Annotated in this window: 21 protein-coding genes and 2 tRNA genes; 14 read left to right on the top strand and 9 right to left on the bottom strand. The window is 44.9% G+C overall.

All coding sequences use genetic code 11. The features are described from left to right. The first annotated feature begins 329 nt into the window (after positions 1–329). Both OCV37_RS17925 and OCV37_RS17920 read left to right on the top strand, forming a co-directional pair. The gene (locus OCV37_RS17925; RefSeq protein WP_157635073.1) at positions 330–551 is read left to right on the top strand and encodes a hypothetical protein; all 222 of its coding nucleotides are present in this window, start codon (positions 330–332) and stop codon (positions 549–551) included. Between the two features lie 22 nt (positions 552–573). Then, entirely contained in the window at positions 574–1,515 is a 942-nt protein-coding gene (locus OCV37_RS17920) for a hypothetical protein (RefSeq protein ID WP_038184820.1), read from the top strand. A 242-nt stretch (positions 1,516–1,757) separates the two neighbouring features. On the opposite strand, the gene OCV37_RS17915 is transcribed toward OCV37_RS17920, so the two are convergent. Further along, a complete protein-coding gene (locus tag OCV37_RS17915) occupies positions 1,758–2,699 on the bottom strand; it encodes a LysR substrate-binding domain-containing protein (RefSeq protein WP_038184823.1) in 942 nt (313 codons plus the stop codon). Positions 2,700–2,807: 108 nt separating this feature from the next. Between OCV37_RS17915 and OCV37_RS17910 the strand changes: the two genes are divergently transcribed. The 5 genes from OCV37_RS17910 to galE all read left to right on the top strand — a co-directional run bounded on the left by OCV37_RS17910 (position 2,808) and on the right by galE (position 8,303). After that, entirely contained in the window at positions 2,808–3,704 is an 897-nt protein-coding gene (locus OCV37_RS17910) for a DMT family transporter (protein WP_038184826.1), read from the top strand. Positions 3,705–3,910: 206 nt separating this feature from the next. Beyond that, positions 3,911–4,915, top strand: a complete 1,005-nt coding sequence (locus tag OCV37_RS17905; RefSeq protein ID WP_038184829.1) for a Gfo/Idh/MocA family protein — start codon at positions 3,911–3,913, stop codon at positions 4,913–4,915. Positions 4,916–4,940: 25 nt separating this feature from the next. After that, positions 4,941–5,348 (top strand): hypothetical protein, encoded by a 408-nt coding sequence (locus tag OCV37_RS17900; RefSeq protein ID WP_038184831.1) that lies wholly within the window; start codon positions 4,941–4,943, stop codon positions 5,346–5,348. A 344-nt stretch (positions 5,349–5,692) separates the two neighbouring features. Then, positions 5,693–7,135 (top strand): FAD-dependent oxidoreductase, encoded by a 1,443-nt coding sequence (locus OCV37_RS17895; RefSeq protein WP_038184833.1) that lies wholly within the window; start codon positions 5,693–5,695, stop codon positions 7,133–7,135. 151 nt (positions 7,136–7,286) lie between these two features. After that, the gene (gene galE, locus OCV37_RS17890) at positions 7,287–8,303 is read left to right on the top strand and encodes a UDP-glucose 4-epimerase GalE (RefSeq protein WP_038184835.1); all 1,017 of its coding nucleotides are present in this window, start codon (positions 7,287–7,289) and stop codon (positions 8,301–8,303) included. Between the two features lie 88 nt (positions 8,304–8,391). Here galE and OCV37_RS17885 read toward each other — a convergent pair whose 3' ends face one another. Then, positions 8,392–9,117, bottom strand: a complete 726-nt coding sequence (locus OCV37_RS17885; RefSeq protein WP_038184840.1) for a TetR/AcrR family transcriptional regulator — start codon at positions 9,115–9,117, stop codon at positions 8,392–8,394. A gap of 118 nt (positions 9,118–9,235) precedes the next feature. Then, complete coding sequence (locus OCV37_RS17880; RefSeq protein WP_038184842.1) at positions 9,236–9,751, bottom strand: NUDIX hydrolase; 516 nt, start codon at positions 9,749–9,751, stop codon at positions 9,236–9,238. Positions 9,752–10,077: 326 nt separating this feature from the next. Here OCV37_RS17880 and OCV37_RS17875 point away from each other — a divergent pair, with 326 nt between their 5' ends. After that, entirely contained in the window at positions 10,078–11,745 is a 1,668-nt protein-coding gene (locus tag OCV37_RS17875) for an ATPase RavA domain-containing protein (RefSeq protein WP_038184844.1), read from the top strand. Positions 11,746–11,754: 9 nt separating this feature from the next. Then, entirely contained in the window at positions 11,755–13,212 is a 1,458-nt protein-coding gene (gene viaA, locus OCV37_RS17870) for an ATPase RavA stimulator ViaA (RefSeq protein ID WP_038184845.1), read from the top strand. A 54-nt stretch (positions 13,213–13,266) separates the two neighbouring features. Here viaA and OCV37_RS17865 read toward each other — a convergent pair whose 3' ends face one another. The 3 genes from OCV37_RS17865 to yghU all read right to left on the bottom strand — a co-directional run bounded on the left by OCV37_RS17865 (position 13,267) and on the right by yghU (position 16,127). After that, entirely contained in the window at positions 13,267–14,034 is a 768-nt protein-coding gene (locus OCV37_RS17865; RefSeq protein ID WP_038184847.1) for a MipA/OmpV family protein, read from the bottom strand. A 406-nt stretch (positions 14,035–14,440) separates the two neighbouring features. Continuing rightward, positions 14,441–15,028: an acetate uptake transporter gene (locus OCV37_RS17860; RefSeq protein WP_038184849.1), complete on the bottom strand. Its 588-nt coding sequence runs from the start codon at positions 15,026–15,028 to the stop codon at positions 14,441–14,443. 238 nt (positions 15,029–15,266) lie between these two features. Continuing rightward, entirely contained in the window at positions 15,267–16,127 is an 861-nt protein-coding gene (gene yghU / locus OCV37_RS17855) for a glutathione-dependent disulfide-bond oxidoreductase (protein WP_038184851.1), read from the bottom strand. Positions 16,128–16,526: 399 nt separating this feature from the next. On the opposite strand from yghU, the gene OCV37_RS17850 reads away from it, so the two are divergent. Both OCV37_RS17850 and OCV37_RS17845 read left to right on the top strand, forming a co-directional pair. Next, a tRNA-Leu gene (locus tag OCV37_RS17850) sits at positions 16,527–16,613 on the top strand. A 28-nt stretch (positions 16,614–16,641) separates the two neighbouring features. Next, positions 16,642–16,715, top strand: a tRNA-Cys gene (locus OCV37_RS17845). A gap of 113 nt (positions 16,716–16,828) precedes the next feature. Here OCV37_RS17845 and OCV37_RS17840 read toward each other — a convergent pair. Beyond that, entirely contained in the window at positions 16,829–17,617 is a 789-nt protein-coding gene (locus OCV37_RS17840; protein ID WP_038184857.1) for a lipase family protein, read from the bottom strand. 341 nt (positions 17,618–17,958) lie between these two features. Here OCV37_RS17840 and OCV37_RS17835 point away from each other — a divergent pair, with 341 nt between their 5' ends. From OCV37_RS17835 to OCV37_RS17825, 3 genes are read left to right on the top strand one after another with little or no spacing between them, the layout of a single operon-like run. Continuing rightward, a complete protein-coding gene (locus OCV37_RS17835) occupies positions 17,959–19,329 on the top strand; it encodes a cobyrinate a,c-diamide synthase (protein ID WP_038184860.1) in 1,371 nt (456 codons plus the stop codon). After that, a complete protein-coding gene (gene cbiB, locus OCV37_RS17830) occupies positions 19,326–20,288 on the top strand; it encodes an adenosylcobinamide-phosphate synthase CbiB (protein WP_038184864.1) in 963 nt (320 codons plus the stop codon). Before OCV37_RS17835 ends, cbiB begins: the two co-directional genes overlap by 4 nt. A 45-nt stretch (positions 20,289–20,333) precedes the next feature. Further along, a complete protein-coding gene (locus OCV37_RS17825) occupies positions 20,334–20,747 on the top strand; it encodes an NUDIX hydrolase (RefSeq protein ID WP_211252096.1) in 414 nt (137 codons plus the stop codon). Positions 20,748–20,835: 88 nt separating this feature from the next. Here OCV37_RS17825 and OCV37_RS17820 read toward each other — a convergent pair whose 3' ends face one another. Together OCV37_RS17820 and OCV37_RS17815 are read right to left on the bottom strand one after the other, a co-directional pair. After that, positions 20,836–21,309 carry a peroxiredoxin gene (locus OCV37_RS17820; protein ID WP_038184870.1) on the bottom strand — a complete coding sequence of 158 codons (474 nt, stop codon included), beginning with the start codon at positions 21,307–21,309 and terminating at the stop codon, positions 20,836–20,838. 239 nt (positions 21,310–21,548) lie between these two features. Then, complete coding sequence (locus OCV37_RS17815; protein ID WP_021018699.1) at positions 21,549–21,866, bottom strand: DUF496 family protein; 318 nt, start codon at positions 21,864–21,866, stop codon at positions 21,549–21,551. Positions 21,867–22,125 lie beyond the last annotated feature (259 nt).

Genomic DNA, 22,125 nt, shown 5'->3' with positions numbered 1-22,125 from the left:
AGCTTTTGTTTGCCATCCAATGATAGGGCTCGTTCTCTGACAGAGATATTGAGCGATAGATTCGATATTTTTGTTAGACAGACAATGTTTTGATTGAAAGGGATGTCATATTCAGTGTCGGCTTTGTGATAATAATGTCAGTTTGTAAAAAAAATATGCTCACACCCACCCATTGCAACTAATTTTATATTATGCATTCGCATTTTTATGCTGATTTATTTAGGTAAAAGATAATGGTATTTGTGGGTAAATCTTTGTTATTCGCGTTATTCGTGCTACTGAGCGGATGTTCCCATAAATATTTGGTTATATATGATGGTGATGTCTATTTGGGAGCATTTAATTATGAAAATAAACAGACACCTGGCTGTATTTATTCATCGCTTGAAGGCAGTGGCATAAAAATTGGCGTAGTCACATTTGGTTTGGGTTATTTTAGTAACAAAAAAATGGAAATCGATGAAAAACTGTCAAGTCATTGTGAAAGTAAAATAGGTGAAATTTTTGTAGTCGATAAAAAGAGATCAGAAGGAAGTGTCACCTTTAAATAAATCATATTATTAGGGGGTTATTATGAAAGGTGAACTCTGTGTATTACTTCTTTCTGGAATATTAACTGCCTGTGCTTCAAATCAGCATTTGGTTTTTTTTACCAATACAACCATCGGGTTAGAGGTTGGCTCTGAACCTTCCTCTGGAACACCTGCAAAATTTGTACTGGGTTATAAACGTCAGGAGGGAGTCATCGATCCCTTGATACCCAATTATTACTTCTATTCCAGTGATTCGAAAGCCGAAGTTCCGAATACGCTATCGAAACCCCAAAATGGCAATACACATATCGTATTAACACCTGCGGGGGTTGCAGTACCGAAAGGCTCAGAGACCCTTCCTCATTCTGTATTGGCCAAGATGAATTTTGGCGCGACGGGTGGCGGGACCGGAGCTGCTGCATCTCAATGGTTTGCCACTGGTCTTGCTGCAGAATCTCTCGCAAAATTACCGGGTGTGACGAGTGCGCTATCCGGATATCCTGTCGGGTCAGGCATCGACTTGGGTCTCCATGATCATGATTTATCACGATATGCCTATTTGGTTGATATTTACAGTATTTTAAAAAAGGCTGCTGAATCAGGTGATCATGAAGCGATGAGAATTAAACAGAAAGTCGATGCACTTGATCGTGGAGAATACAGGAAAAAATTTATTTATTACTATATTGATGATGTTAATGGGAAAAAAAAGGTAAACCATAAAGCTGAAAAATTTAGCGAAAACAAATCATTTAAGAATATCACGACATATTTAAGTCGATTAGATGAATCGATTCGTGTCTGCCGTAAAGCTATTTTATCAGAAGAATTAATCGATACAGCTGAGGAAAAAGAAGCCATGTTAGCTGCAATAGTTGACTATTCCCCAAGATTGGCAAGCGGTAGAGAAAAACTTTCAAACCACGAGTCAGTGATAGAAATGCTTCATTATGTAAACAATAGTCTAATCATGACTCAATAGGAGAATGCATATTATGATTATTGAAGACGATAAGACATATACATCGAATGAAGAGATCAACCAACGTCTCTCCGAGATTTTGAAAACAATTCTTCTGCATGAAAAAATAGAGTTCATTCAGCGCAAGGAGAATGAGTGGTGCTTTAAGATAATTGACGAATAATGAGTATTATTCGTAGACCAGTAACAATGGTATCCATTGTTCATTCGGGGGAGTCATTGAGGGCGTGAGGGTGCCTCCCTCAGTCGTCTGACTGCAGCCCTGCGGCTTCATGGATTAACCATCGTTTGACTTCCGCAATGCCCGGTTCATTTCGCCTTGAATACTTATAAGCAAAGTAAAATTCGTCGCCGGTTTCAATATGGTGGGTCGGCAGGCGGATCAGATCGTCTCTGGTTCTATCCTCATTAAACATATAGTCATTGATTAAACCGATACCAAGCGAATATTTGGCTGCTTCATAGGCGAGCAGTAAGTGACTGAATTTATGGAGTTGCAGGTCGTCGGGGAGCGGGTGGCCTGCTTCGGCAAACCATCTGCGCCAGTCTTCGGTATATTCGTTGTAGATACCAAAAGAGGTCGCGAGAGGGAATTCGCCCAATGTCTCGGGATGTTTTTTCAGCAAGTCGGCCATATCTTTGTCTGAGCGGATGTTGAGGGCATTTTTCATCGACTCATAAAATGCGGGGCTGCAAACAGGAAAGAGCCGCTCTCTGTAGATGTGCTTAAAGTCAAACCCGCGTTTTTCGTGGTCTGTAGTGATGAAACAATCCGCTGTTTTGTCAGAAAGTTCGAGCAAGCTGTGTGACATTGTGATGCTGATATCCAAATTCGGATGCAACCTCATCAGATCGGGCAGGCGTGGCATTAACCAGCAAACGGCAAAAGAACTATAGACGGCAATTCTGACTTTGGTTTCACTTTCCCCGCGTATCAGGCTGCTTGCGTGAGCAATTTGTGATAAAGAGCTGCTGATCGCATCCAGATAATGTTTTCCCTCTGGTGTCAGGCTGAGATAACGGCCTTGACGGTGGAAGAGACTTTCGCCCAAGTGGTTTTCCAAGACGCGGATCTGATGAGACACCGCACTTTGGCTGAGATTAAGCTCCTGCGCAGCAAGCGAAAAACTGTTTAATCGGGCAACCGCTTCAAATACGGGTAAGGCTTTTAGTGGTGGCAGCATTTTTATTATCCAAAAAATGAATACTAAGTCAGGATATATCATTTTATCGTCACTGAAGTCGAGATTAGACTGTCATTCTTGAGGCTTTTATCGATATGGGCAGGGGAAATGTCTGGGAAAACGGTGAGTAGCGCTATTTTGATTCTGGTGATCGGAAACTTGTTCGCGACTTTGTGTGATGTGTTTATCAAGATGGCGGGCAGTAGTATGTCAGCGTATCAGTTTACGTTGATGCGTCTGGTGATGATTTGTCTGATCCTGCTGCCATTGGCCTATAAGCATATCAATTTTAAGGCGGAGGTCGGCCTGAAATTACACGTATTAAGAGGCAATCTTTGGGTATTGGCGAGTATTTTGTTGATCATTTCTTTGTCCCAGTTACCCCTTGCAACAGCCAATGCGGTGTTTTATATCGCCCCGATTCTGATTGTTTTATTTGCCGGAATTTTCTTTAAGGAGAAAATTACCACAGGCATCGTGATTGCGGCCTGCTCTGGTTTTGTCGGGGTGTTAATTATTCTACGCCCTTCGGAAGTGAGCTGGGGGATGATCAGTGCGGTGGTATTTTCTGTGCTGCTGGCGACAAACAGTTTATTGATCCGCAAGCTGCCGAAAAACCAAAATTTGTTCTTTGGGCTACTCATTACGCATGTGTCAGCCTTGCCACTGACGGCGGCTCTGGCGTTCTGGGAAAACGACCCCTGGCATTTTAGTGGCTTACTTTACGCGGCGGCATCTGCGGTATGCTCAATGATATATAGCTTGGCGTGTCTGCAAGGTTATCGCTATGTCGCGTCCAGCCAAGTGAGTAGTGCCGAATACTCCGGTTTACTGTTTGCGGTTATTCTGGGCTGGGTGGTCTTCCATGAGTCAATTGATTTCTTCTTAGTGATTGGTGCTTTGTTCATTATTGTGCCATTGGCATATTTGAGTCATCGTGACCGGCGTAAACGTAGAGCCGAGGAATGTTTGTCTGTGGTTCGGTCTCAACTGGATGCAGGCTAAATGTCTCGGGCTTGATGCTGATTTCCATCCCTTCCCGGTCGATGACCAGTCGAATCGAGGGCTGATGTAACACCGCCCTCATTTTGCTCTGTCCCGAACGTTTTCAGCCAAACCTTCACGCCAATTCAAGTCGTTATACTTGATACTCGGAATGGTCACGGTAGTATTGTGGCTCATTTTGAATGGTCGCTTGGTGAGGGATGTCCATGATTCATAGGAAGGTTCGTTGGGGAATTGCGGGATTAGGTCAAATCGCCCATCGTTTTGTCAAAGACCTGACGCAGCACGTCGCGAACGGTGAGTTATATGCAGTCGCAGCACAAGAACAATCGCGGGCGGACGCATTCGCCAATCAATACAGGTGTCCGAGAAGTTATGGCTCCTATCTCGCCCTTGCACAAGACCCGAACGTTGAGGTCGTTTATATCGCAACCATTCATCCTTGTCATCGCAGTATGGTGGAACTGTTCCTCAAACACGGCAAACACGTATTGGTTGAAAAGCCAGCCTTTACCAATGTTGCGGATTGGGATGCCATGTTCTTGCTGGCGCAAGAGCAAGGGTTATTGTTAGTTGAAGCGATGAAATCAGTCGTGTTCCCGGCTTATCAGCGACTGCGCCGGTTTATTCAGGATAATCATATCAAAATCAATTCGGTTGAAGCGGCTTTTGGTAATCACCATGATTTCGATCGTCAACTGAGAATATTCGATCCTGATTTATGTGGTGGCGCAACGCTGGATGTCGGCGTATATGCGTTATGGCTCTATGTTGATTTATGCCAACTTACGCAAAGCACGGTGCTTCAACCGACAGTGAAATATATACAAGATAATGTTCAGTCTGAAGTCGATGAAAGTGTTGAATTCATATTTGATGGTGAGATTCATGGGCGCATCGGGGCTTCAATTACGCGAGATCTCAAGCGCGAAGCTATCATTCAAGGGCCTGAGGTGGAAATCATCATCCATGACAAATGGTGGAATCCACAAACGATTGACCTTTATTATCAAGGCAAAAACCATCAAATCACTGCACCTGCGAGCGGGGGTGGATTTGAATATGAGATCGAACATATGTCTGCGTTAATTCTCGGGCAGAAAACGCAATCTGATCTGATCGCTGCGGACACGAGCCGACACGTGCTTTCAATTATGGAAACGAGTTTAGTAGCAAACGGCTTTGCACATTTAGTGCATTCAGTCGGATGAACCGAATGTTAGATTTCAGAGGCAAATGATGCAAAAACCGATGTTCACCAGTCTGTTGATTTTTCTTAGCCCTGTGGTTGTCGCCAAATCGACGGTTTGCCAGTTAGAAGCGAGTGAATTTGGGATAAAAACCATCGCATGGGATAGTACAACGCGGGCTGCAAAAATCACGGAATATTCCAATGATATTCATGAGGGGAAAGTCACACTCGTGCGAGAGCATCAGCCTTACGGAGTCAAGACCAATATCTTTGTGCAATATCAACCGCCGTATTATGGGCAGGACGCGGCTGAATATGTGATATTCCCTACGGCCGAAGATCAATATCGGGTTATCGGTGTGGCGTATGTGTTGCGTGACAATCACTACTACTTAAGTACGTCGCAAGGTAATTATCAGGCCTCATGTCAGTCGTCATGGATGCCTTGGTAAAAATATCTGTTCACCGCCTGATTGTTGGACTCACCGGACTGGGGATTGAATGTTGGGTTGTCAGAGCAGTTATCCACAAAAACAGTGGATAAAGTTTGGGATAAGTGGACAAACCCGAGTGATGATTTAAGACATCACATGTGTACATTCAATATGTTACCGTGAGTTTTGCCGGGTTAGAAACACTAAATTCGAGGGATATAGAGTTCTCGTCAAGTATTTTTTTTGAAAAAATTATTCTTGCAGGTGAATGGATGATTCAAGGAAAACCCTAGCAAAAATGTGATTTAAATTAAGTTTTTGTGCATATACAATGTGGACACGTCAGACAAGATAGAGTAATGATGCAGAATAATTCATCGAATCGCCAAAAACCTCGGATTGCGATTATTGGTGGTGGCGTTGCGGGAGCGACGGCTGCGGTTCATTTAGGTGAACAGGGCTTAGACGTCGTTCTGATGGAACGTGGCCCGAGTTTGGTCAATGGCCCGCCAATCTGTCATCTGCATGCCGGGGGAAATCTATACCGAGAGATCTCTCAACAACAGTGTCTGGAATTGTTACGACAGTCTGTTGAGACCATTCGACTCTATCGGCATACCATCAATAAGCGTCCGACTGTGATCGCGACACCAACCTCGGATCCCGAACATCCTCAAGCATTAATACCCCGATTAGAAGCGGTCAGGCAGGCTTATCAGGCTATGGTTCGGCAGGACCCCCACAATGAGGTGTTGGGGCCGCCGGAGGAATATTATCGCCTTTATGAACGGGTGGATTTAGAACGGCTCCGTTTGTGTTCCCAGCCCAGTGAGCCGGCCGGGATGGATGACTGGCTGATTCCTTTTGCCCAACGGGTGGATTTGGATCTGATTCAGTACCCTGTGATTGCGGTCCAAGAATATGGTTGGAGCGTTTTCCGTCTTGCTGCAACCGCGATGTTGACGCTTCAGCAGTTACCTCATTGTCAATTGTTAACCAATAGTACGTTGGTTGATGCGCAGTTGCACGAGGGGCAGTGGCATTTGACCTATCATGATCAAGCGTTACAATCCCATACAATGGTTGTGGATTATTTGGTCAATGCCTGTGGATATGAGACCGGTAAGTTGGATGATCTGACTCAAAATCCTCAATACCGAATGGCTGAATTCAAAGCGGCTTATATTGCCAAATGGCCGGATGAGCAGGGTCTCTGGCCCGAGGTGATCTTTCATGGTCAGCGTGGCACGCCGCAGGGAATGGCTCAGCTTACACCGTATGCTGACGGGGTTTTCCAGTTGCATGGTATGACAAAAGCGATCACCTTATTTGATGACGGACTAACACGGAGCTCCGTGCAGTCATCACAACCGGTTTTGCCGGAGGTGTTGCAGCTCAAGCTGACCGATGGTTGGCCGGATGAGGTGGTGGAAGCGAGAACGCGTCAGGCGATTGCACATATCGGTAAGTTTATACCTGACTATTGTCGCGCTTATCCTGATGGCAAGCCGCTGTTTGGTGCTCAGCAGATTCCGGGTGAAGATGAGACGTTGCGCGCTGCCGATGTGTCGTTTAGTGGTTACCATTATGCCCGGATTGAAATCGTCAAAGGTTCATCGGCTTTGGAAGCTGCGAGAAAGTTGATGTTGCACTGGCAGTTCGCCGATCACACCACATCAGTTTCGATTGAGCAACAGCATCCCGTGAGTCTTTCGCTCGAAGCAGATAAAATCGAACAGTTTGCGATTGATTTGGCTCTGGCACGTGGTTATCCCATTGAACTTGCAAAGATTATTGGTTGCTAGTGCCATTCCCTTCGTGACATCTGTCTGAATTTGCAAGATGATTCTTATAATCCGGACAGATGTCGCAGAAATTTCAGGCTAGAATGACTTTACGATGACATGGGTGTAGTAACATACGCCCATGTCCGTTTTATATGGGAGAGGCTAGGCAATGAATGTATTGATTACCGGCGGTATGGGCTATATTGGCAGCCATACTTGTATTCAAATGATTGAGGCAGGCATGACGCCTGTGATTTTAGACAATCTCTACAATAGCAAACCGGCCGTTTTGGAACGTATTGAGAAAATTGCAGGTTATCGACCTGTTTTTGTCCGTGGCGATGTTCGAGACCGCAGTTTATTGATTGAAGTGATGAATGAGTACCAGATTGATGCGGTGATTCACTTTGCGGGTTTAAAAGCGGTTGGCGAATCGGTTCAGAAACCTCTGGAATATTATGAAAATAATGTGAGTGGCACTCTGGTACTGGTTGACGCGATGCGGATTGCGAATGTCAAAACGTTAATTTTCAGTTCATCGGCAACGGTTTATGGCGATCCGGCTTCCGTGCCTATCCTCGAAGACTTTCCGACCCAGGCGACTAACCCGTATGGCAGAAGTAAATTAATCGTTGAGGAATGTCTCACGGACTTTCAACACGCGAATCCGGACTGGAGTATTACTTTACTGCGTTATTTTAATCCGGTCGGTTCACACCCTTCGGGTGACATCGGGGAAGATCCGCAGGGAATTCCAAACAACCTGATGCCATTTGTAGCACAAGTTGCGGTAGGACGCCGCGAGTGCCTTTCTATCTTTGGAAACGACTATCCGACGAAAGATGGGACCGGAGTTCGGGACTATATTCATGTGATGGATCTTGCCGACGGACATATTGCTGCGCTGCAAAACGTCGGTACTAAAGGCGGATTACATGTCTACAACCTCGGAACAGGGGTGGGTTATAGTGTGCTGGATATGGTGCATGCATTTGAAAAAGCATGTGGCCAACCGATTCCTTATCAATTGGTTGAACGTCGTCCGGGGGATATTGCGGCGTGTTGGGCTAACCCCGCTAAAGCCATTCAGGAACTGGGATGGCGTGCCACCCGCTCATTAGATGATATGGTTCAGGATAGCTGGCGTTGGCAGTCCAATAATCCGGATGGCTATCCAGATATGTAGCACCTTCTGAAAAATCAGTCATCCTTGTACCACGACGAAGGTCCCAATACGGACATGAATTGAAAAAGGATGACTGATTGCCGTTCAATCAAATTGATTGGGCCGTGAGACAGGAGGCGTCCAGTTGAATCACCAGCTCTTCAAGCCGCAGTGGCTGTAAACGGGATGATGCGGGGATCATCAATTTTTTTGCCATGATTTCATTGCACATCTGCCAATGTTTCAGCAGACATTCGTTTTCCGTCTCACATTCCTGTGACCAAGTTTCATGCAAGAACGGTTCGAGTGAAGCCGCGCCATGTGCAAACATGATCATGTGCCATTTGATTTCCCAAATTTTAATGGCGTGTTCCGGGAATCGTTGGTTGTAATCTTCAGCCAGATGAAAAATCAGTTTCTCTACTTCACCCGATTGATCAATAAAATAGTCGAAGCGTTTGCCTTTCTGACGCACCACATCCGCCATCAACTGAATCGGTTGTTTATTAATGAGAGTGAAAGCCAACATACGAACAATAAATTGGTAAAGAAGTTCGTTGACCGGCATGTCTTTCGGTAAATGCATGAGTATGGTTTGACAATAATGAGTAATGTACCGGTGCATATTGTCACTGATGTTATACCAAATTTGCTCTTTACTGCCGAAGTGATGACGAATCAGGCTATGTGAAATCCCTACTTTTTCGCTGATAGTGCGAAGAGAGACTTGTGCATAACCCAATTCACAAAACAGCTCAGTCGCAATCTGTAAAATTTGCTGACGGGTCTGTTCTGCATCCTGGGCGCTTCTGCGCCCTTGTCTTTTTATGGCCATTTCGATGTTTTGTTGTTACAGGATTCCAATGTTGAGCATGCTCTGATTGTATCCAAATTTTGAACGTGCTGTTTTGATGGTATTCCGATTTATCAGCCGGGACACTGATAAGTTGATATCATAGATACCCGCACAGTTTGGCCTTGCTCAGGCAGGCAATGGTTTTAGTATCGGTAATTTCACCATCAATGATCTTTTGTTCCAGTGCGGCAACCGACAGACAGAACACCTCGATCACTTCATCGTCGTCGCGTTGGTAATCACGCGTGACAGAAAGGCCTTTCGCGACAAACAGGTGCTGAATTTCATCACAGAAACCGGCAAGAGGCGTCAGTTGACCCAAATCGGCCCATTCACTGGCAAGATAGCCGGTTTCTTCGGCGAGCTCTCGCTGTGCACATGCGAGCGGTGTCTCCGAATCTTCACGGGTTCCGGCTGGTAATTCAAGGAGCCATTTTCGAATCGAGGGACGAAATTGCCGTAGCATGACAATTTCTCCGTACTGATTGACCGGCAGGATTACGGCGGCTCCGGGATGAATAATCGTCGTATGCAGAATAGGACGTTGAGTTGGCAGCATGATTTCTTCTTCAACCAAAGCAATCTTTTTCCACTGATGTATTGTTTTATGCATACTGTCCTTTGACTTGTCCGGCCTGTGATTGCCCGACATTGTGATAGGGTAATTTTGACAGACGATACCGTTACGGCACGCAAAAATAAAGGTTTTTAGTTTGAGTCAATCTCAGCAGTGCGGTTGATAATGATACAAAACTCATATTTGGAAACATAGGTTTCAACCAATCGCACGAATTGTGGATCTGATATAAAATCAGAAGTACAAATTAAATTTTTTGTAACATTTAGTTAACGGATCGATAAACTTATAATAAACTGAAGTTGTATAAAAATAATTACAACAATTGTTCAGTCTCTTTGTGAATCTAGTGAGTCATTTTCATGGTAAGTTCAATTCCTGCGAGTCATTCGCAGAAGGCGTTGCTGTCGGAAAGGATCAATAAATTAGCCGGTGCACTGGCTGATGGTGTCTATGAACGGGAACACGCAATTAAAATCTGTTTGCTTTCTGCCCTTGCCGGTGAGAGTGTGTTTCTGCTCGGGCCTCCCGGTATTGCGAAGAGTCTGATTGCAAAACGTCTGATTCAAGCCTTCGAAAATAGCTCCTATTTCGAATATCTTATGACACGCTTTTCAACGCCTGAAGAAGTGTTCGGGCCGTTGAGTATTCAAGAATTGAAGGATAACGGACGTTATCTGCGGTTAACGAAAGGTTATCTACCGACGGCCCAAGTCGTATTCTTAGATGAAATTTGGAAAGCCGGCCCCGCGATCTTGAACACACTGCTGACGGTCGTGAATGAAAAAACCTTTAATAACGGTAGCGATGTTGAGCGGGTTCCCATGCGTCTGCTGGTGTCGGCATCGAATGAGTTGCCGGATAAAGACAGTGGTCTGGAAGCCCTGTTTGATCGCATTTTAGTGCGTATTTTCGTCAATCGTATTCAGAACAAGCAAAACTTTAAATCAATGCTGACGGTCGGGACACCGCAAGAAGCGCATATTCCGGATGGGTTGGCGATTACCGATCAGGAGTACCACGAATGGCAGCAGGCATTGGATCAATTAACGCTGGGTAATGAGGTGTTTGAAAAACTTTATCAGCTCAAGTCAATGCTGGATACCGCTGCTGAAAACAGTACATTGACAACCTCTGATGAAATGTACGTTTCTGACCGGCGCTGGAAAAAAGCAGTCAAATTGCTTAAAGCCAGCGCTTTTTTTAATGGTCGTGACCGGATTAATCCGCTGGATCTGTTTCTGTTACAGGATTGTTTGTGGAACAGCCCTGACTCTCTTGCCATTGTGAAAGATGTGATCCGAGAGTTTGCATTAAAGTATGCTTTTGATCAGCAGGATGTCGAACATCAAATTGAGATCTGTCAGGAAGCGTTAACCGATATTGAACAAGAGCTGGAGCAACAGTATGCGATGCAGTTGGCGGTTGAGAAAACCGCAGGGCTGATAAAAAAACAGGTCTATAGCTATGATTTGACACATGCGAAGACATATCAATCCGGTAACCGGAAAGACCTTCTGAAAGTCGTGTTGCTGCAAGGCAATGCCACTGTCACCGATGCAGAGAATACGGATAAATATTGCCATTGGGTTTATGTGCCTAAAATCGAGTTTGATAAGGTGATTCGTGAGGGGGGAGGTGAGCTGTTCGGTTATGTGAATCAGAATTCCACCCTCTGTTCTTTTCAGTTTAGTGTCGATTCTGAGGGCTTATTCGTTATCAAAGATATTGCCAACCGTTCAGTCTTGGTTTCTGTTGTGACAACACAGCATCAGAACCAGCTTCAACTATTTCAGGCATGGCAGACACGAATTGAACAGATCCATCATCAGTTAGAGCAAGCTGCATCTCATTTACGTCAGTCGTCCCGACAGTTTCACGATGCGTTGCCACATCATTTTATCGATCCTGAGCTTCCGGTTGCGATGGAAAGTTCATTACAGCAATTACAACAACAGTTGGAGAATGCAATAACTGCGTGCGAAGAAGCCGCTCAGCAGATGAATCATTTCAGTCAGTATTTCACTTAGGGAATTGTTATGTTAGGTGTTGACGGACTAAATCTCGCGATGATGATTGCCGATTCCGGGTTAATTGATACAGCGGTGAATGAACTGATGGACAACATTCAATTGCTGATCGCCGTTGAAAACCGGGGGGTGAACACTTCGGTCCAGAATCATTTGCTCAAGTGGCGTGGTCAGGTGAAGAAGAGAATGACCAATGTTTGTGAAACGGATCGATTTCAGCAGGAGCTGGCGTTATATCAGGAAGTGATTCATTGGGATGAAAAGACATTTTTTCAGAAAATCCCGGAAGTGTTACAACGACTAGAATGGCATTCTGCATTTTATACAACTGCCCGTCAGTTATGTGAGCAAAAGAAAAATTTCAGTAATCCAATGTTCCCGCGTTACTTTTGCGATCAATGGTATAACAGTTTATCCAATGCGCTCAAACAAGCGCAAGTGATGGAGCTGGAAGCCAATAAAGATAAGGTATTGGACGACTTATATCAGCGGATTGAAACTCTGCGTTCAATGGATCAAGTCGCGGATACCGACGATGTGCAAAGTATCCACCGTCTGTGGAATATGGCTGCGGCCAAACTCAGTAAAGTTGACCTGACGGTGATGAAAAAACATGCCGAATTTCTTAAAAAGCATAAGGAAATTCAACAAATTGCTGAAAGTCTCGGTCGTATGGCCAGTGAGGTGGATGATCCCGACCTTCAACAGGCCAGTGTTGAAACACCACAGTTGGTTGAAGAGCAGTCCGATCAGGCGACAGATGATATTGTCGGAGTGCACCAGAGTGATGACCTGAATAAAATTCTTCCAAATGAGATGTTGTTTCTGGCACATCCTGAGCTCGAAGTCATTTTTTATAAGCATTTAATTGATAAACGGCTGTTGAACTATCGCATGCAGGGTAAATCACGGACCTTATCTAAAGTGACCACGTCAAAACCAGCCAATGCGCAGGTGGATATTGAAAAAGGACCTTTTGTGGTCTGTATTGATGCATCCGGTTCTATGAATGGGTTTCCGGAGCAGTGTGCCAAAGCGGTTGCCTACGCTTTAATGCAGATTGCTCTGGCAGATAACCGCGACTGCTACGTTGTTATTTTCTCAACACAGATCATTACCTATCAATTAACTAAGCAAGATGGGTTAAGAGAAGTCTGTGATTTTCTAAGTTATACCTTTAAAGGCGGAACAGATCTGGAACTGGCATTATCGGAATCGATTCAAATGATGCACACTGATCGGTATAAAAATGCGGATTTAGTGGTTATATCTGATTTTATGGCTCCCAAGCCTTCGCAAGAATTAAATGAAGCGATCAATACACTGAAAGCGCAGCATAACCGTTTTCATGCCATTAGCCTGTCTCGTTACGGGAACCCACAATTAATGGAAATATTTGATTATAGCTGGCGTTATTATCCCGGTATCCTCGGGCGATTAATAAAAAGTCGTTCGTCGGTTCGATAATTCAATTTAAAAATAAACAGAGAGCCGATTGGCTCTCTGTTATTTTTGATGTCATTAAAACTGATAAGAAATACCGGCTGTCGTTAGAACCGAGTGGCTAGAGGCGACCATCGGACTATCTTGAACTTCGTCTGGTTGCATCTGATAGCGGCTGGAAATAAATGCGCCTAACGTATCAGAGACACTATATTTTAATGTTACCCCGAAATAAGGCGTTATAGCACTGCCGGGATTATAAGCTGTTAATCCACTCCGTGCCGATTCGCTCGCACTCACGCCATAATAATGCTGATTTAAGTCACTATTAGTATATGTGATACCCGCTTCAGGAATAACGACTAATTGTTGGGTGAACGGTATTGGATAATTATATTGTGCAGAAGCAAGCATGCCGCCGTCGGTTTCATCAAGAATATCAATTGCAAGAGAGGAAGTGATATTTCCGAACGGTGAACGATAGGTATAAGCAATTGAGCCCATCGCCGTGCCGTCTCTTTTATCCAACAACTTCATTTGACTGTTGTTGGCATCATCAGGATCGAATGACTGAGCATAGTAAGAAACAGAGGCTTGTACCACATTCCATTCATCCTGATATAAATAAGCCCCGGCTGACAGACCATGAACAAAGAAAACATTGTTATCGTAGTTGACTAGCGGTAGCGGAACGACGTTTTCATCATAATCTTTATATACTGATTTTGAATATGCGACACCAAGGCCGAGTGAAAGTCCATCTTCTGCGGCAGAATATCCCGGAAAAGCAATTAAGCATGACGCTGGGATAATGCATAAAACCTTTTTTAAACATGAGTTTGACATGAAAGCTCCTGATCACCTAACAAAGTTGTTTTTATTTATTGACCCGATATATAGATAAAGTGTAATTGATTGCTTTATAGATAATTTAAGTAAAGGGATTAACACATACAAAAAAAACGCTCATCGAGAATATCACAGTCTGTATGAGGGTTCAAAAGCATGTTTCTGATAATATTTTACTTCATAAATTCTTCATACATGTGACATTTTGTGACATTGAATATTGTGTTGCAGTTTATTTGTATTGAGATGAACGATTCGTTCTTCACACAACTAACTCTTCTCACTCAGTCGTTCTGAACATTAAGATGAAGGGGCATTATAATTAGGATCAGCCTGTTGAAACAGGCTGATATTGATGGTGAGTCTTTTACCGTTATTCTGCAGAAAAGAGGTTTACATCATCTTAAGCAACGGCGGGTTGAACACTGACTTTGCGCTTATCACCGACGGGTAAAATAACGCGACCATATTCATGGTTCAGCACTTGTGCCATCGCAAAGTAGATGGCGCTTGCACCACAGAAGATACCTTCAAAACCGGCGATGATCCCAATGGTTTCATTCCCTGAGAAATCGCGGATTGCCAGCAGTGCAAACAGAACGGTCAGAGAGCCGAATACCACTTGCTTGGCGACTGGATAGCATAACGAGCCAATAAACATAAATCCGGTGAAGATTCCCCATAATGCGAGATAGCATCCCATAAAATGAGCAGGACTGGCCGGCAGGCCCATCTTCGGCATCACTATCAGGCCAACCAAGGTTAACCAGAATAAGCCATAAGATGTGAAAGCGGTGGTACCGAATGTATCGCCGCGTTTAAAACACATGATGCCGACAATCACTTGACTGAGACCGCCGTAAAATATCCCCATGGCGAGAATCATTGAATCGAGAGGAAAAAAACCGGCATTGTGGATATTGAGCAATACAGTGGTCATCCCAAACCCCATTAAACCGAGAGGGGCAGGGTTGGCTAATTTCATTGACATGAATACTTACCTTTAACAATAGATGAGGAATAAGCTGTCGATGTTGGTTGTCTGACAGCATCAAAACGACGCGGATTCTAATGCCTCATTGGATAAAAGCAATCTATTTGTCAAGAGAACGGTGGAAACTAGGAATGGTTTGACCAGAAGGGCGGTTTTACGGGGGAGGAGAGGCTCAGACTCTGCATCAGATTTTTTAACAAGCGCACTTGTAAGGGTGCGCTTGTTAACATCGTTTTTATGGTTTTAGTTTAAGTGCTTTGTCGATATCTTCAGCGCTGTGTCTTTCTGCGACCTGTTCCCATGCTTCACCCATCGTACGATTGACGATGCGACCTCGTTGTACGGGTTCACGCGCTTCAATCTGTTTTGCCCAACGGACAACATGCTCGTAGGTATGAACCTGTAAAAACTCAGCGGCGTCGTATGCCCGACCAAGGACAAGGTTGCCATACCAAGGCCAGATGGCCATATCCGCAATTGTATATGCTTCACCTGCCACGTAGCTGTTCTTGGCGAGTTGCTTATCTAACACATCTAGCTGACGTTTCACTTCCATTGCGAAACGGTTAATCGGGTATTCTTGCTTTTCATCGGCATAAGCGTAGAAATGACCAAAACCACCGCCTAAAAATGGTGCTGAGCCCTGCGCCCAGAACAACCAGTTAAAGGTTTGGGTTCTTGCCGGGCCACTGGCCGGTAAGAAATGGCCAAACTTTTCAGCCAAATGAACCAGAATTGACGCCGATTCAAACACGTTGATCGGTGCATCTCCAGATTGATCAACTAAAGCAGGAATTTTTGAGTTGGGATTTACCGCAACAAATCCTGATGAAAATTGATCAGAATCTCCAATATTAATGAGATGAGCGTCGTATTCAGCGTCTTTGATTCCCAATGCTAAAAGTTCTTCAAACAAGATTGTCACTTTTTGGCCGTTGGGTGTCCCGAGTGAATAAAGTTGAAACGGATGCTCCCCAACAGGCAGCTCTCTGTCAAATCTTGCGCCAGCTTCCGGACGATTAATATTCGCCCATTGATTGCCTGAACTTGGCTCATTCTTCCAGACTTTTGGCGGTACATATTGTTTGTCGCTCATCTAAATTCCCCTTCTCTGATTTTGCTTTTTGGGTAAGCCGAGTGGCCGAACGTTCACGATAGGTCATGATAATCTGTTGAATATCGAAGGGGAATCAGTTTATGAACAATCCGATAGATTCAAAAATCATGTGACATGACATAAAAATATGAAAAGGCGGTGATCTGAGCACTGACCATTCAAACCAAGCGCTGTTGCCAGCTATACACCTAGAGTCAATCAGTTCATGGCTGGTTTTTATCCTGATTGTATGTTGTCTGTACGGATGCGCATGTTTATTAGCCATTTGATTGATAATAGAGAAATTTTTGTTGACCTCGAATTTTAATCCGATAAAGTATGCCTCGTTCTCACGGTTCATGCCGATGAGAGGTGGTGTTACCATCGCTTGATAGCGTTGCCCTGGTGGTGGAATTGGTAGACACAAGGGATTTAAAATCCCTCGGCGTTCGCGCTGTGCCGGTTCAAGTCCGGCCCGGGGCACCATCTACATTGATTGAGAACGAAATCATTTGGCGCGTTGGCAGAGTGGCTATGCAGCGGATTGCAAATCCGTGGACCTCGGTTCGACTCCGGGACGCGCCTCCATATCCTGATAAAAAAAGACGCTTATGGCGTCTTTTTTTATATCTCCAGTCTATTTCATATCTCCCTGCACAACCTTATCCGTCTGTCCTTTCAGTGATGTCATGCGAACATATTCAGCGTTCGTCAAAAAAATCTTTATTGCGGATATACTTACTCATCAAATGATAAGAAAACGGACGGATCAACCAACTGAGCAGTGAACGACCGAGTCGAATTAAGGTCGGTGTATTTTCGTAAATTCGCCCGTTATAGAGCCAGAGCAATTTACCGACGTGCCAGTAGATGAACGGGAGTGGCGGTAGAAAGGTCACAATATCGATGTCGCAGCAGATACGATAAGTTTTATGCTTTAGGGTATATCGCCTGTAGAAGTGCCAGTTGCCGACAGCGGGCTGGCCAAAAGTGACCACACGTTTAATACTTTTGGGGGCTCTGCGTTCGAGATAGTCTGCAACGACACATGCCATTGAACCGCCGGACGAATGACCGGTCAATACGACGCGCTTTCCTTGCTCAATTAGCGGTAACAGAATGGTTTCCAGTCTTTCCAGTACACTGATGCCGAGTTTATCTTCATTACGAGCCGGCTGGCTTTCCTGAAGTAACAGATAGTATAAGCCGGCATGAATATGATAAGGCAGTCCGATCGACCGACAGTCTTTCATCCATAAAGCAAGATTCAATATCCAGTCACTGACAGAATGAGAGCCTTTGAATACAACCACCACTTCATCTTTTTTGCGGCTCCACAGCACCCGAATCATTGTCTTACCGTATCGATCCCGGATGATGCGTTGTCCGTTAGGGTCAAAGCCATAACGGGTATGCCGAAATATGCGAGGGTAGGCAAGTCTACAGAGTACGGCATAATGTTCGTACTGATATCGTTTGAGTGGTTTCAAGCCGGTGGTGGATGTCTGGTCGTCTGATCTTCGGATTATCTGTCATCAATGTGAAAATTTGATGAAGCTGGCTGTGATCATTCCGGACCATTCATCTCATGCTGAACATTTATATATGATGCGACGAGGTTCATTGATTTGCTTCGATTATTCTTAAGAAATTCGAGTCGGTTCAGTGATGGGAACGCCTTTTGTAGACAAAGTAAGATAAATTGATAACTTTGTGGTGAATAGGATTGGTCACATCTGCTATGGTGCTGTTTTTGATTAAGAATCCGTTTTAAACCGACATAAACGTTAAACCGAGATAAATGTTAAACCGATATGAGAACTAAACCGACATGCATGCATTTTTAATTGGCGGCACCAGTAGTGGCTGTGGCAAGACAACCCTCACCTTAGGTTTATTACGTGCGTTTCGACGACGGGGATTGGCGGTTCAGCCGTTTAAAGTCGGCCCGGACTACATTGATACGGCATGGCATTCGCGAGTTTCCGGGACCTTATCCAGAAATCTGGACGAATTCATGTTACCGCAAGCGGTGTTATTGAATACGTTTTACCCACGTGTGGCACAGGTTGATGTTGCTATCATCGAAGGGGTGATGGGATTGTATGATGGTTATGGTACCGACCCTCATTATTGCAGTAGTGCCGGGATGGCAAAACAACTGGCTTGTCCGGTGATTCTGGTGATTGACGGCAAAGCCGTCTCGACCTCGGCAGCAGCAACCGTGTTGGGATTTCAGCAATTTGATCCGACGTTAAATATTGCCGGTGTGATTCTCAATCAGGTCAACTCAGACAACCACTTTGATTTACTGAAAACCGCCATAGAACGTTATACCGGTATCCCTGTGATTGGGCGTTTACCCAATCTCAAAGAGATTGAATTGCCGTCTCGTCATCTCGGGTTGGTTACAGCTCAGGAACAAGCTGCCTATGATGAGGTCTGGGATCAGCTGGCGGTAGAGATTGAACAGCATCTTGATCTCGATTTACTGCTGCAATGCTCAGTATTGCCCCCGGCGCCTGTAGCTGATAACACATTGGCTCTGGCATTGAAGGGACAAGGAGATGGGTTGACGTTAGCAATGGCTTATGACGAAGCTTTTAACTTCTACTATCAGGATAACCTTGATCTGTTGGCATCAAGCGGCGTGCGGATTGTCCGTTTTAGCCCGTTACAGGATCAGGTATTGCCTGAGGCCGATCTGATTTATATTGGCGGTGGTTTTCCTGAATTGTATGCTGAACGGTTATCCGCTAACCAACCGATGTTGGCAGCATTCAAGCGAGCTCATGAGCAAGGGGTTGCGATCTATGCCGAGTGTGGTGGTCTGATGTATTTAGGTGAAAGTTTGTTCGATCAATCCGGGCAAAAGTATCCGATGTGTGGCATTTTCCCCGGGTATAGCACGATGACCACCTCTCTGAAACGCTTTGGCTATTGTCAGGTCTCTGCGAACCACGATGTGTTGATCGCTCCCCAAGGGCAGGTCATTCGCGGTCATGAATTTCATTACTCTGAGTTCACCACTGAGCTGACCCCCGTATTTACCTGCACCAAAGAACGGGATGGACAGGTTTTACAGCAGTGGCAAGGCGGCTATCAAATCAACAATACTCTGGCGAGTTATCTGCATGTTCACTTCGGTCAGAATCCTGATTTACTGTTGAATTGGATCCGACGGGGACGCGTGCGCCAATGAGTCTGTTGATTTATGGTTGTGCTTTTATCCTTGACTTAATCCTCGGTGACCCGCCTCATTGGCCGCATCCGATTCGATGGATTGGAACAGCGATTTCTCGCACAGAGAAGTTGATTCGTCGTTTGAGTCATCGAGAATCGGGGCTTTATATCGGCGGAGGCATATTATGGATCGTTATTGTCGCGTTGAGCGGTGGTGTGACTTGGGGGGTGTTGCAAGTGGCGTCGGCCGTGCACCCTTGGGTGGGTGTTGTCGTGACTGTGTGGCTGGCTTACACCACATTGGCAGGACGATGTTTGGCGGATTGTGCCAATGTGGTCTATCGGGCGCAGGAGCAGGGCGATCTTGAAGAGAGCCGCCGACAATTGTCTTACATTGTCGGACGGGATACCCGCAACCTCGATGATACTCAGATTTCCCGGGCAGTGGTCGAAACCGTTGCGGAAAATACGGTTGACGGTGTGATTGCACCGATGTTCTATCTGTTTCTCGGCGGAGTTCCGTTAGCGATGGCATATAAAGCGATCAATACGTTGGATTCGATGGTGGGGTATCGCAACGAAAAATACCGGGCGTTAGGCTATGTCTCTGCCAAAATGGACGATTTGGCAAACTGGTTACCTGCACGGTTGAGCTGGTTACTGTTTGCTTTGGCGGCTTTGTTACTGCGTTACGATGCGCGTGGTGCACTCCTGATCGGCTGGCGGGATCGTTATCAGCATAAAAGCCCGAATTGTGCGTGGTCGGAAGCGGCTGTTGCCGGGGCACTCGGGATACAGCTCGGCGGTGCAAATGATTATTTCGGTCAGCGGGTAGAAAAGCCTTGGATTGGCGACCATCACCGCCTGATTGAACGAGATGATATCCAGCGCACGATTCGGCTGATGTATCTGGTCTCTATATTAGCACTGTTGGTTTACATCGGTGTATGCTGGATAGTAGGAATCGGTCAGTCATGATGTGATGCCGATGTTTGTCGCATGGCCCCGGAGGAGGATAAGATGATGAAAGTGCATGAATGTGTGTCTTTTCTATTGGTTGATGATGATCAGGTCCTGCTGGAAAAGCGTGCAAAAGATAAAACGTGTGATCCTGATATTGTTGCTATTCCCGGTGGTCATATGGAAGCGGGGGAGTCACAAAAAGAAGCACTGCTCCGTGAAATTCAGGAAGAGCTTGGGGTTCTCCCGAAAAGTTATCATTACCTTTGTTCGCTTTATCATCCGACAACAGAATTACAATTGCTGCATTATTATGTGGTCAGTTGCTGGGATGGCAGTGTGTCGTCTTTCGAAGCCGAGGAGGTTTTTTGGTGTGACTTATCTGAAGCACACGTTGACACGCTGGCAGATAAAGTGGCTTTGTCTGAATACCATCGTTTAAAAGGTAGCCCGGTATTACCGACTTTAACCACATAAATAGAGTGTTTTGTTGTGTAGGATTTTCTTTTCTGCCAATGAAAAACGGAAACCGAGGTTTCCGTTTTTTGAGTTCTGCCGATGTGATTTATAGACTGGCAAGAATGGTTTCAGCGTTGCTGACTTCAAATGATTTCGGTGGTTCTACGTTTAACTGCTTGACCACACCATCTTCAATGATCATGGCATAGCGTTGTGAGCGAATACCACCGAACTGTTCTGTGTCCATTTCCAGGCCGAGCGCTTTGGTGAAACTGGCATCGCCATCCGCCAGCATCATGATTTCTGAAGCATTCTGTGCTTCACCCCAGGCTTTCATTACAAATGCATCATTGACGGAAACGCACGCGATGATATCAATGCCTTTCGCTTTTAGCTGGTCGGCCAGCACAACATAGCCGGGGAGATGCGCTTCAGAGCAGGTTGGGGTAAATGCACCCGGGACGGCAAATAAAACCGCTTTTTTACCGGCAAAGAGTTCTTGAACCTGATGGTTGACCATGCCATCTGCTGTCAGTTGATTTAACGTTGCTGCAGGGAGTTTCTGACCTTGTTCGATCATGATGTTTTCCTTTTATTGATATGAGGGCTTGCATTGAGTCTAGCTTGAAATCAGTTCAATAAAAACATAAAAATATTAGGGGATTGTGATGAAAAAAGAGTCTTTTCTGGTGGTGCGGCGCGGGCCGTCATATCGTTGAGAACGATATGACCATGTAAAAATGGTCATGTAAAAAATAGTCATATAAAAAAACCCACATCGCTGTGGGTTTATCGGTATCAATCATAGTGCTGCGGGGATTATTTTTTACCCTGAGTCTGAAGTTTGTCTTGTTCGGTTAACTCTTTAATGCGACGGCTCATTTCCCGACGCTCTTTGGAGATTTCAGCACTTTTGATGATATGATCATCAACCCGATCTTCATAGTCTGCTTTCATATTTTTGACGATGGCAATGAACTCATCGTGTGTCATTTCGGGTTTGATGTAATCCAGCAGGTTCTCAAGCAGGTCAACACGTTTACGATTATCCCGAACTTTTTTCTCGTTATCGATCAACTCCCGTTTTAGTTTGTTTTTACGGCGTGCTAGCGAGACAATTTCAAATACGCTGCTCATCGGTTCCTTTCCTATTGTCTTATTAAATGGGTCTATCAGAATTAAATCATATCCATCGCTTGGGGAACAGCCCTGAGATCAATCAAAAGTGGCTTTATCTGCTGAATTACCGGACGATCAGTATATGATGCGGCTGGAAACATGATTCCTTGTCTGAACATGATTTATTTTCTCAGTCAGTCGCTATATGATAATGACATTCCTATTATCACTCATCAAAAGTCATGTCATTATCATCAGAGATTATTGTTCCTCTTTT

The sequence above is a fragment of the Vibrio rhizosphaerae genome, assembly GCF_024347095.1.
Taxonomy (GTDB): Bacteria; Pseudomonadota; Gammaproteobacteria; order Enterobacterales; family Vibrionaceae; genus Vibrio; species Vibrio rhizosphaerae.
This window is presented reverse-complemented; position numbering and strand designations above follow the sequence as displayed.

What these genes read in the sequence shown, in the direction of transcription:
- OCV37_RS17920 (WP_038184820.1), top strand. Translation starts at nt 574, where the DNA reads ATGAAAGGTGAACTCTGTGTATTACTTCTTTCTGGAATATTAACTGCC.
- OCV37_RS17915 (WP_038184823.1), bottom strand. Translation starts at nt 2,699, where the DNA reads ATGCTGCCACCACTAAAAGCCTTACCCGTATTTGAAGCGGTTGCCCGA.
- OCV37_RS17910 (WP_038184826.1), top strand. Translation starts at nt 2,808, where the DNA reads ATGTCTGGGAAAACGGTGAGTAGCGCTATTTTGATTCTGGTGATCGGA.
- OCV37_RS17905 (WP_038184829.1), top strand. Translation starts at nt 3,911, where the DNA reads ATGATTCATAGGAAGGTTCGTTGGGGAATTGCGGGATTAGGTCAAATC.
- OCV37_RS17900 (WP_038184831.1), top strand. Translation starts at nt 4,941, where the DNA reads ATGATGCAAAAACCGATGTTCACCAGTCTGTTGATTTTTCTTAGCCCT.
- OCV37_RS17895 (WP_038184833.1), top strand. Translation starts at nt 5,693, where the DNA reads ATGCAGAATAATTCATCGAATCGCCAAAAACCTCGGATTGCGATTATT.
- galE (WP_038184835.1), top strand. Translation starts at nt 7,287, where the DNA reads ATGAATGTATTGATTACCGGCGGTATGGGCTATATTGGCAGCCATACT.
- OCV37_RS17885 (WP_038184840.1), bottom strand. Translation starts at nt 9,117, where the DNA reads ATGGCCATAAAAAGACAAGGGCGCAGAAGCGCCCAGGATGCAGAACAG.
- OCV37_RS17880 (WP_038184842.1), bottom strand. Translation starts at nt 9,751, where the DNA reads ATGCATAAAACAATACATCAGTGGAAAAAGATTGCTTTGGTTGAAGAA.
- OCV37_RS17875 (WP_038184844.1), top strand. Translation starts at nt 10,078, where the DNA reads ATGGTAAGTTCAATTCCTGCGAGTCATTCGCAGAAGGCGTTGCTGTCG.
- viaA (WP_038184845.1), top strand. Translation starts at nt 11,755, where the DNA reads ATGTTAGGTGTTGACGGACTAAATCTCGCGATGATGATTGCCGATTCC.
- OCV37_RS17865 (WP_038184847.1), bottom strand. Translation starts at nt 14,034, where the DNA reads ATGTCAAACTCATGTTTAAAAAAGGTTTTATGCATTATCCCAGCGTCA.
- OCV37_RS17860 (WP_038184849.1), bottom strand. Translation starts at nt 15,028, where the DNA reads ATGTCAATGAAATTAGCCAACCCTGCCCCTCTCGGTTTAATGGGGTTT.
- yghU (WP_038184851.1), bottom strand. Translation starts at nt 16,127, where the DNA reads ATGAGCGACAAACAATATGTACCGCCAAAAGTCTGGAAGAATGAGCCA.
- OCV37_RS17835 (WP_038184860.1), top strand. Translation starts at nt 17,959, where the DNA reads ATGCATGCATTTTTAATTGGCGGCACCAGTAGTGGCTGTGGCAAGACA.
- cbiB (WP_038184864.1), top strand. Translation starts at nt 19,326, where the DNA reads ATGAGTCTGTTGATTTATGGTTGTGCTTTTATCCTTGACTTAATCCTC.
- OCV37_RS17825 (WP_211252096.1), top strand. Translation starts at nt 20,334, where the DNA reads ATGAAAGTGCATGAATGTGTGTCTTTTCTATTGGTTGATGATGATCAG.
- OCV37_RS17820 (WP_038184870.1), bottom strand. Translation starts at nt 21,309, where the DNA reads ATGATCGAACAAGGTCAGAAACTCCCTGCAGCAACGTTAAATCAACTG.
- OCV37_RS17815 (WP_021018699.1), bottom strand. Translation starts at nt 21,866, where the DNA reads ATGAGCAGCGTATTTGAAATTGTCTCGCTAGCACGCCGTAAAAACAAA.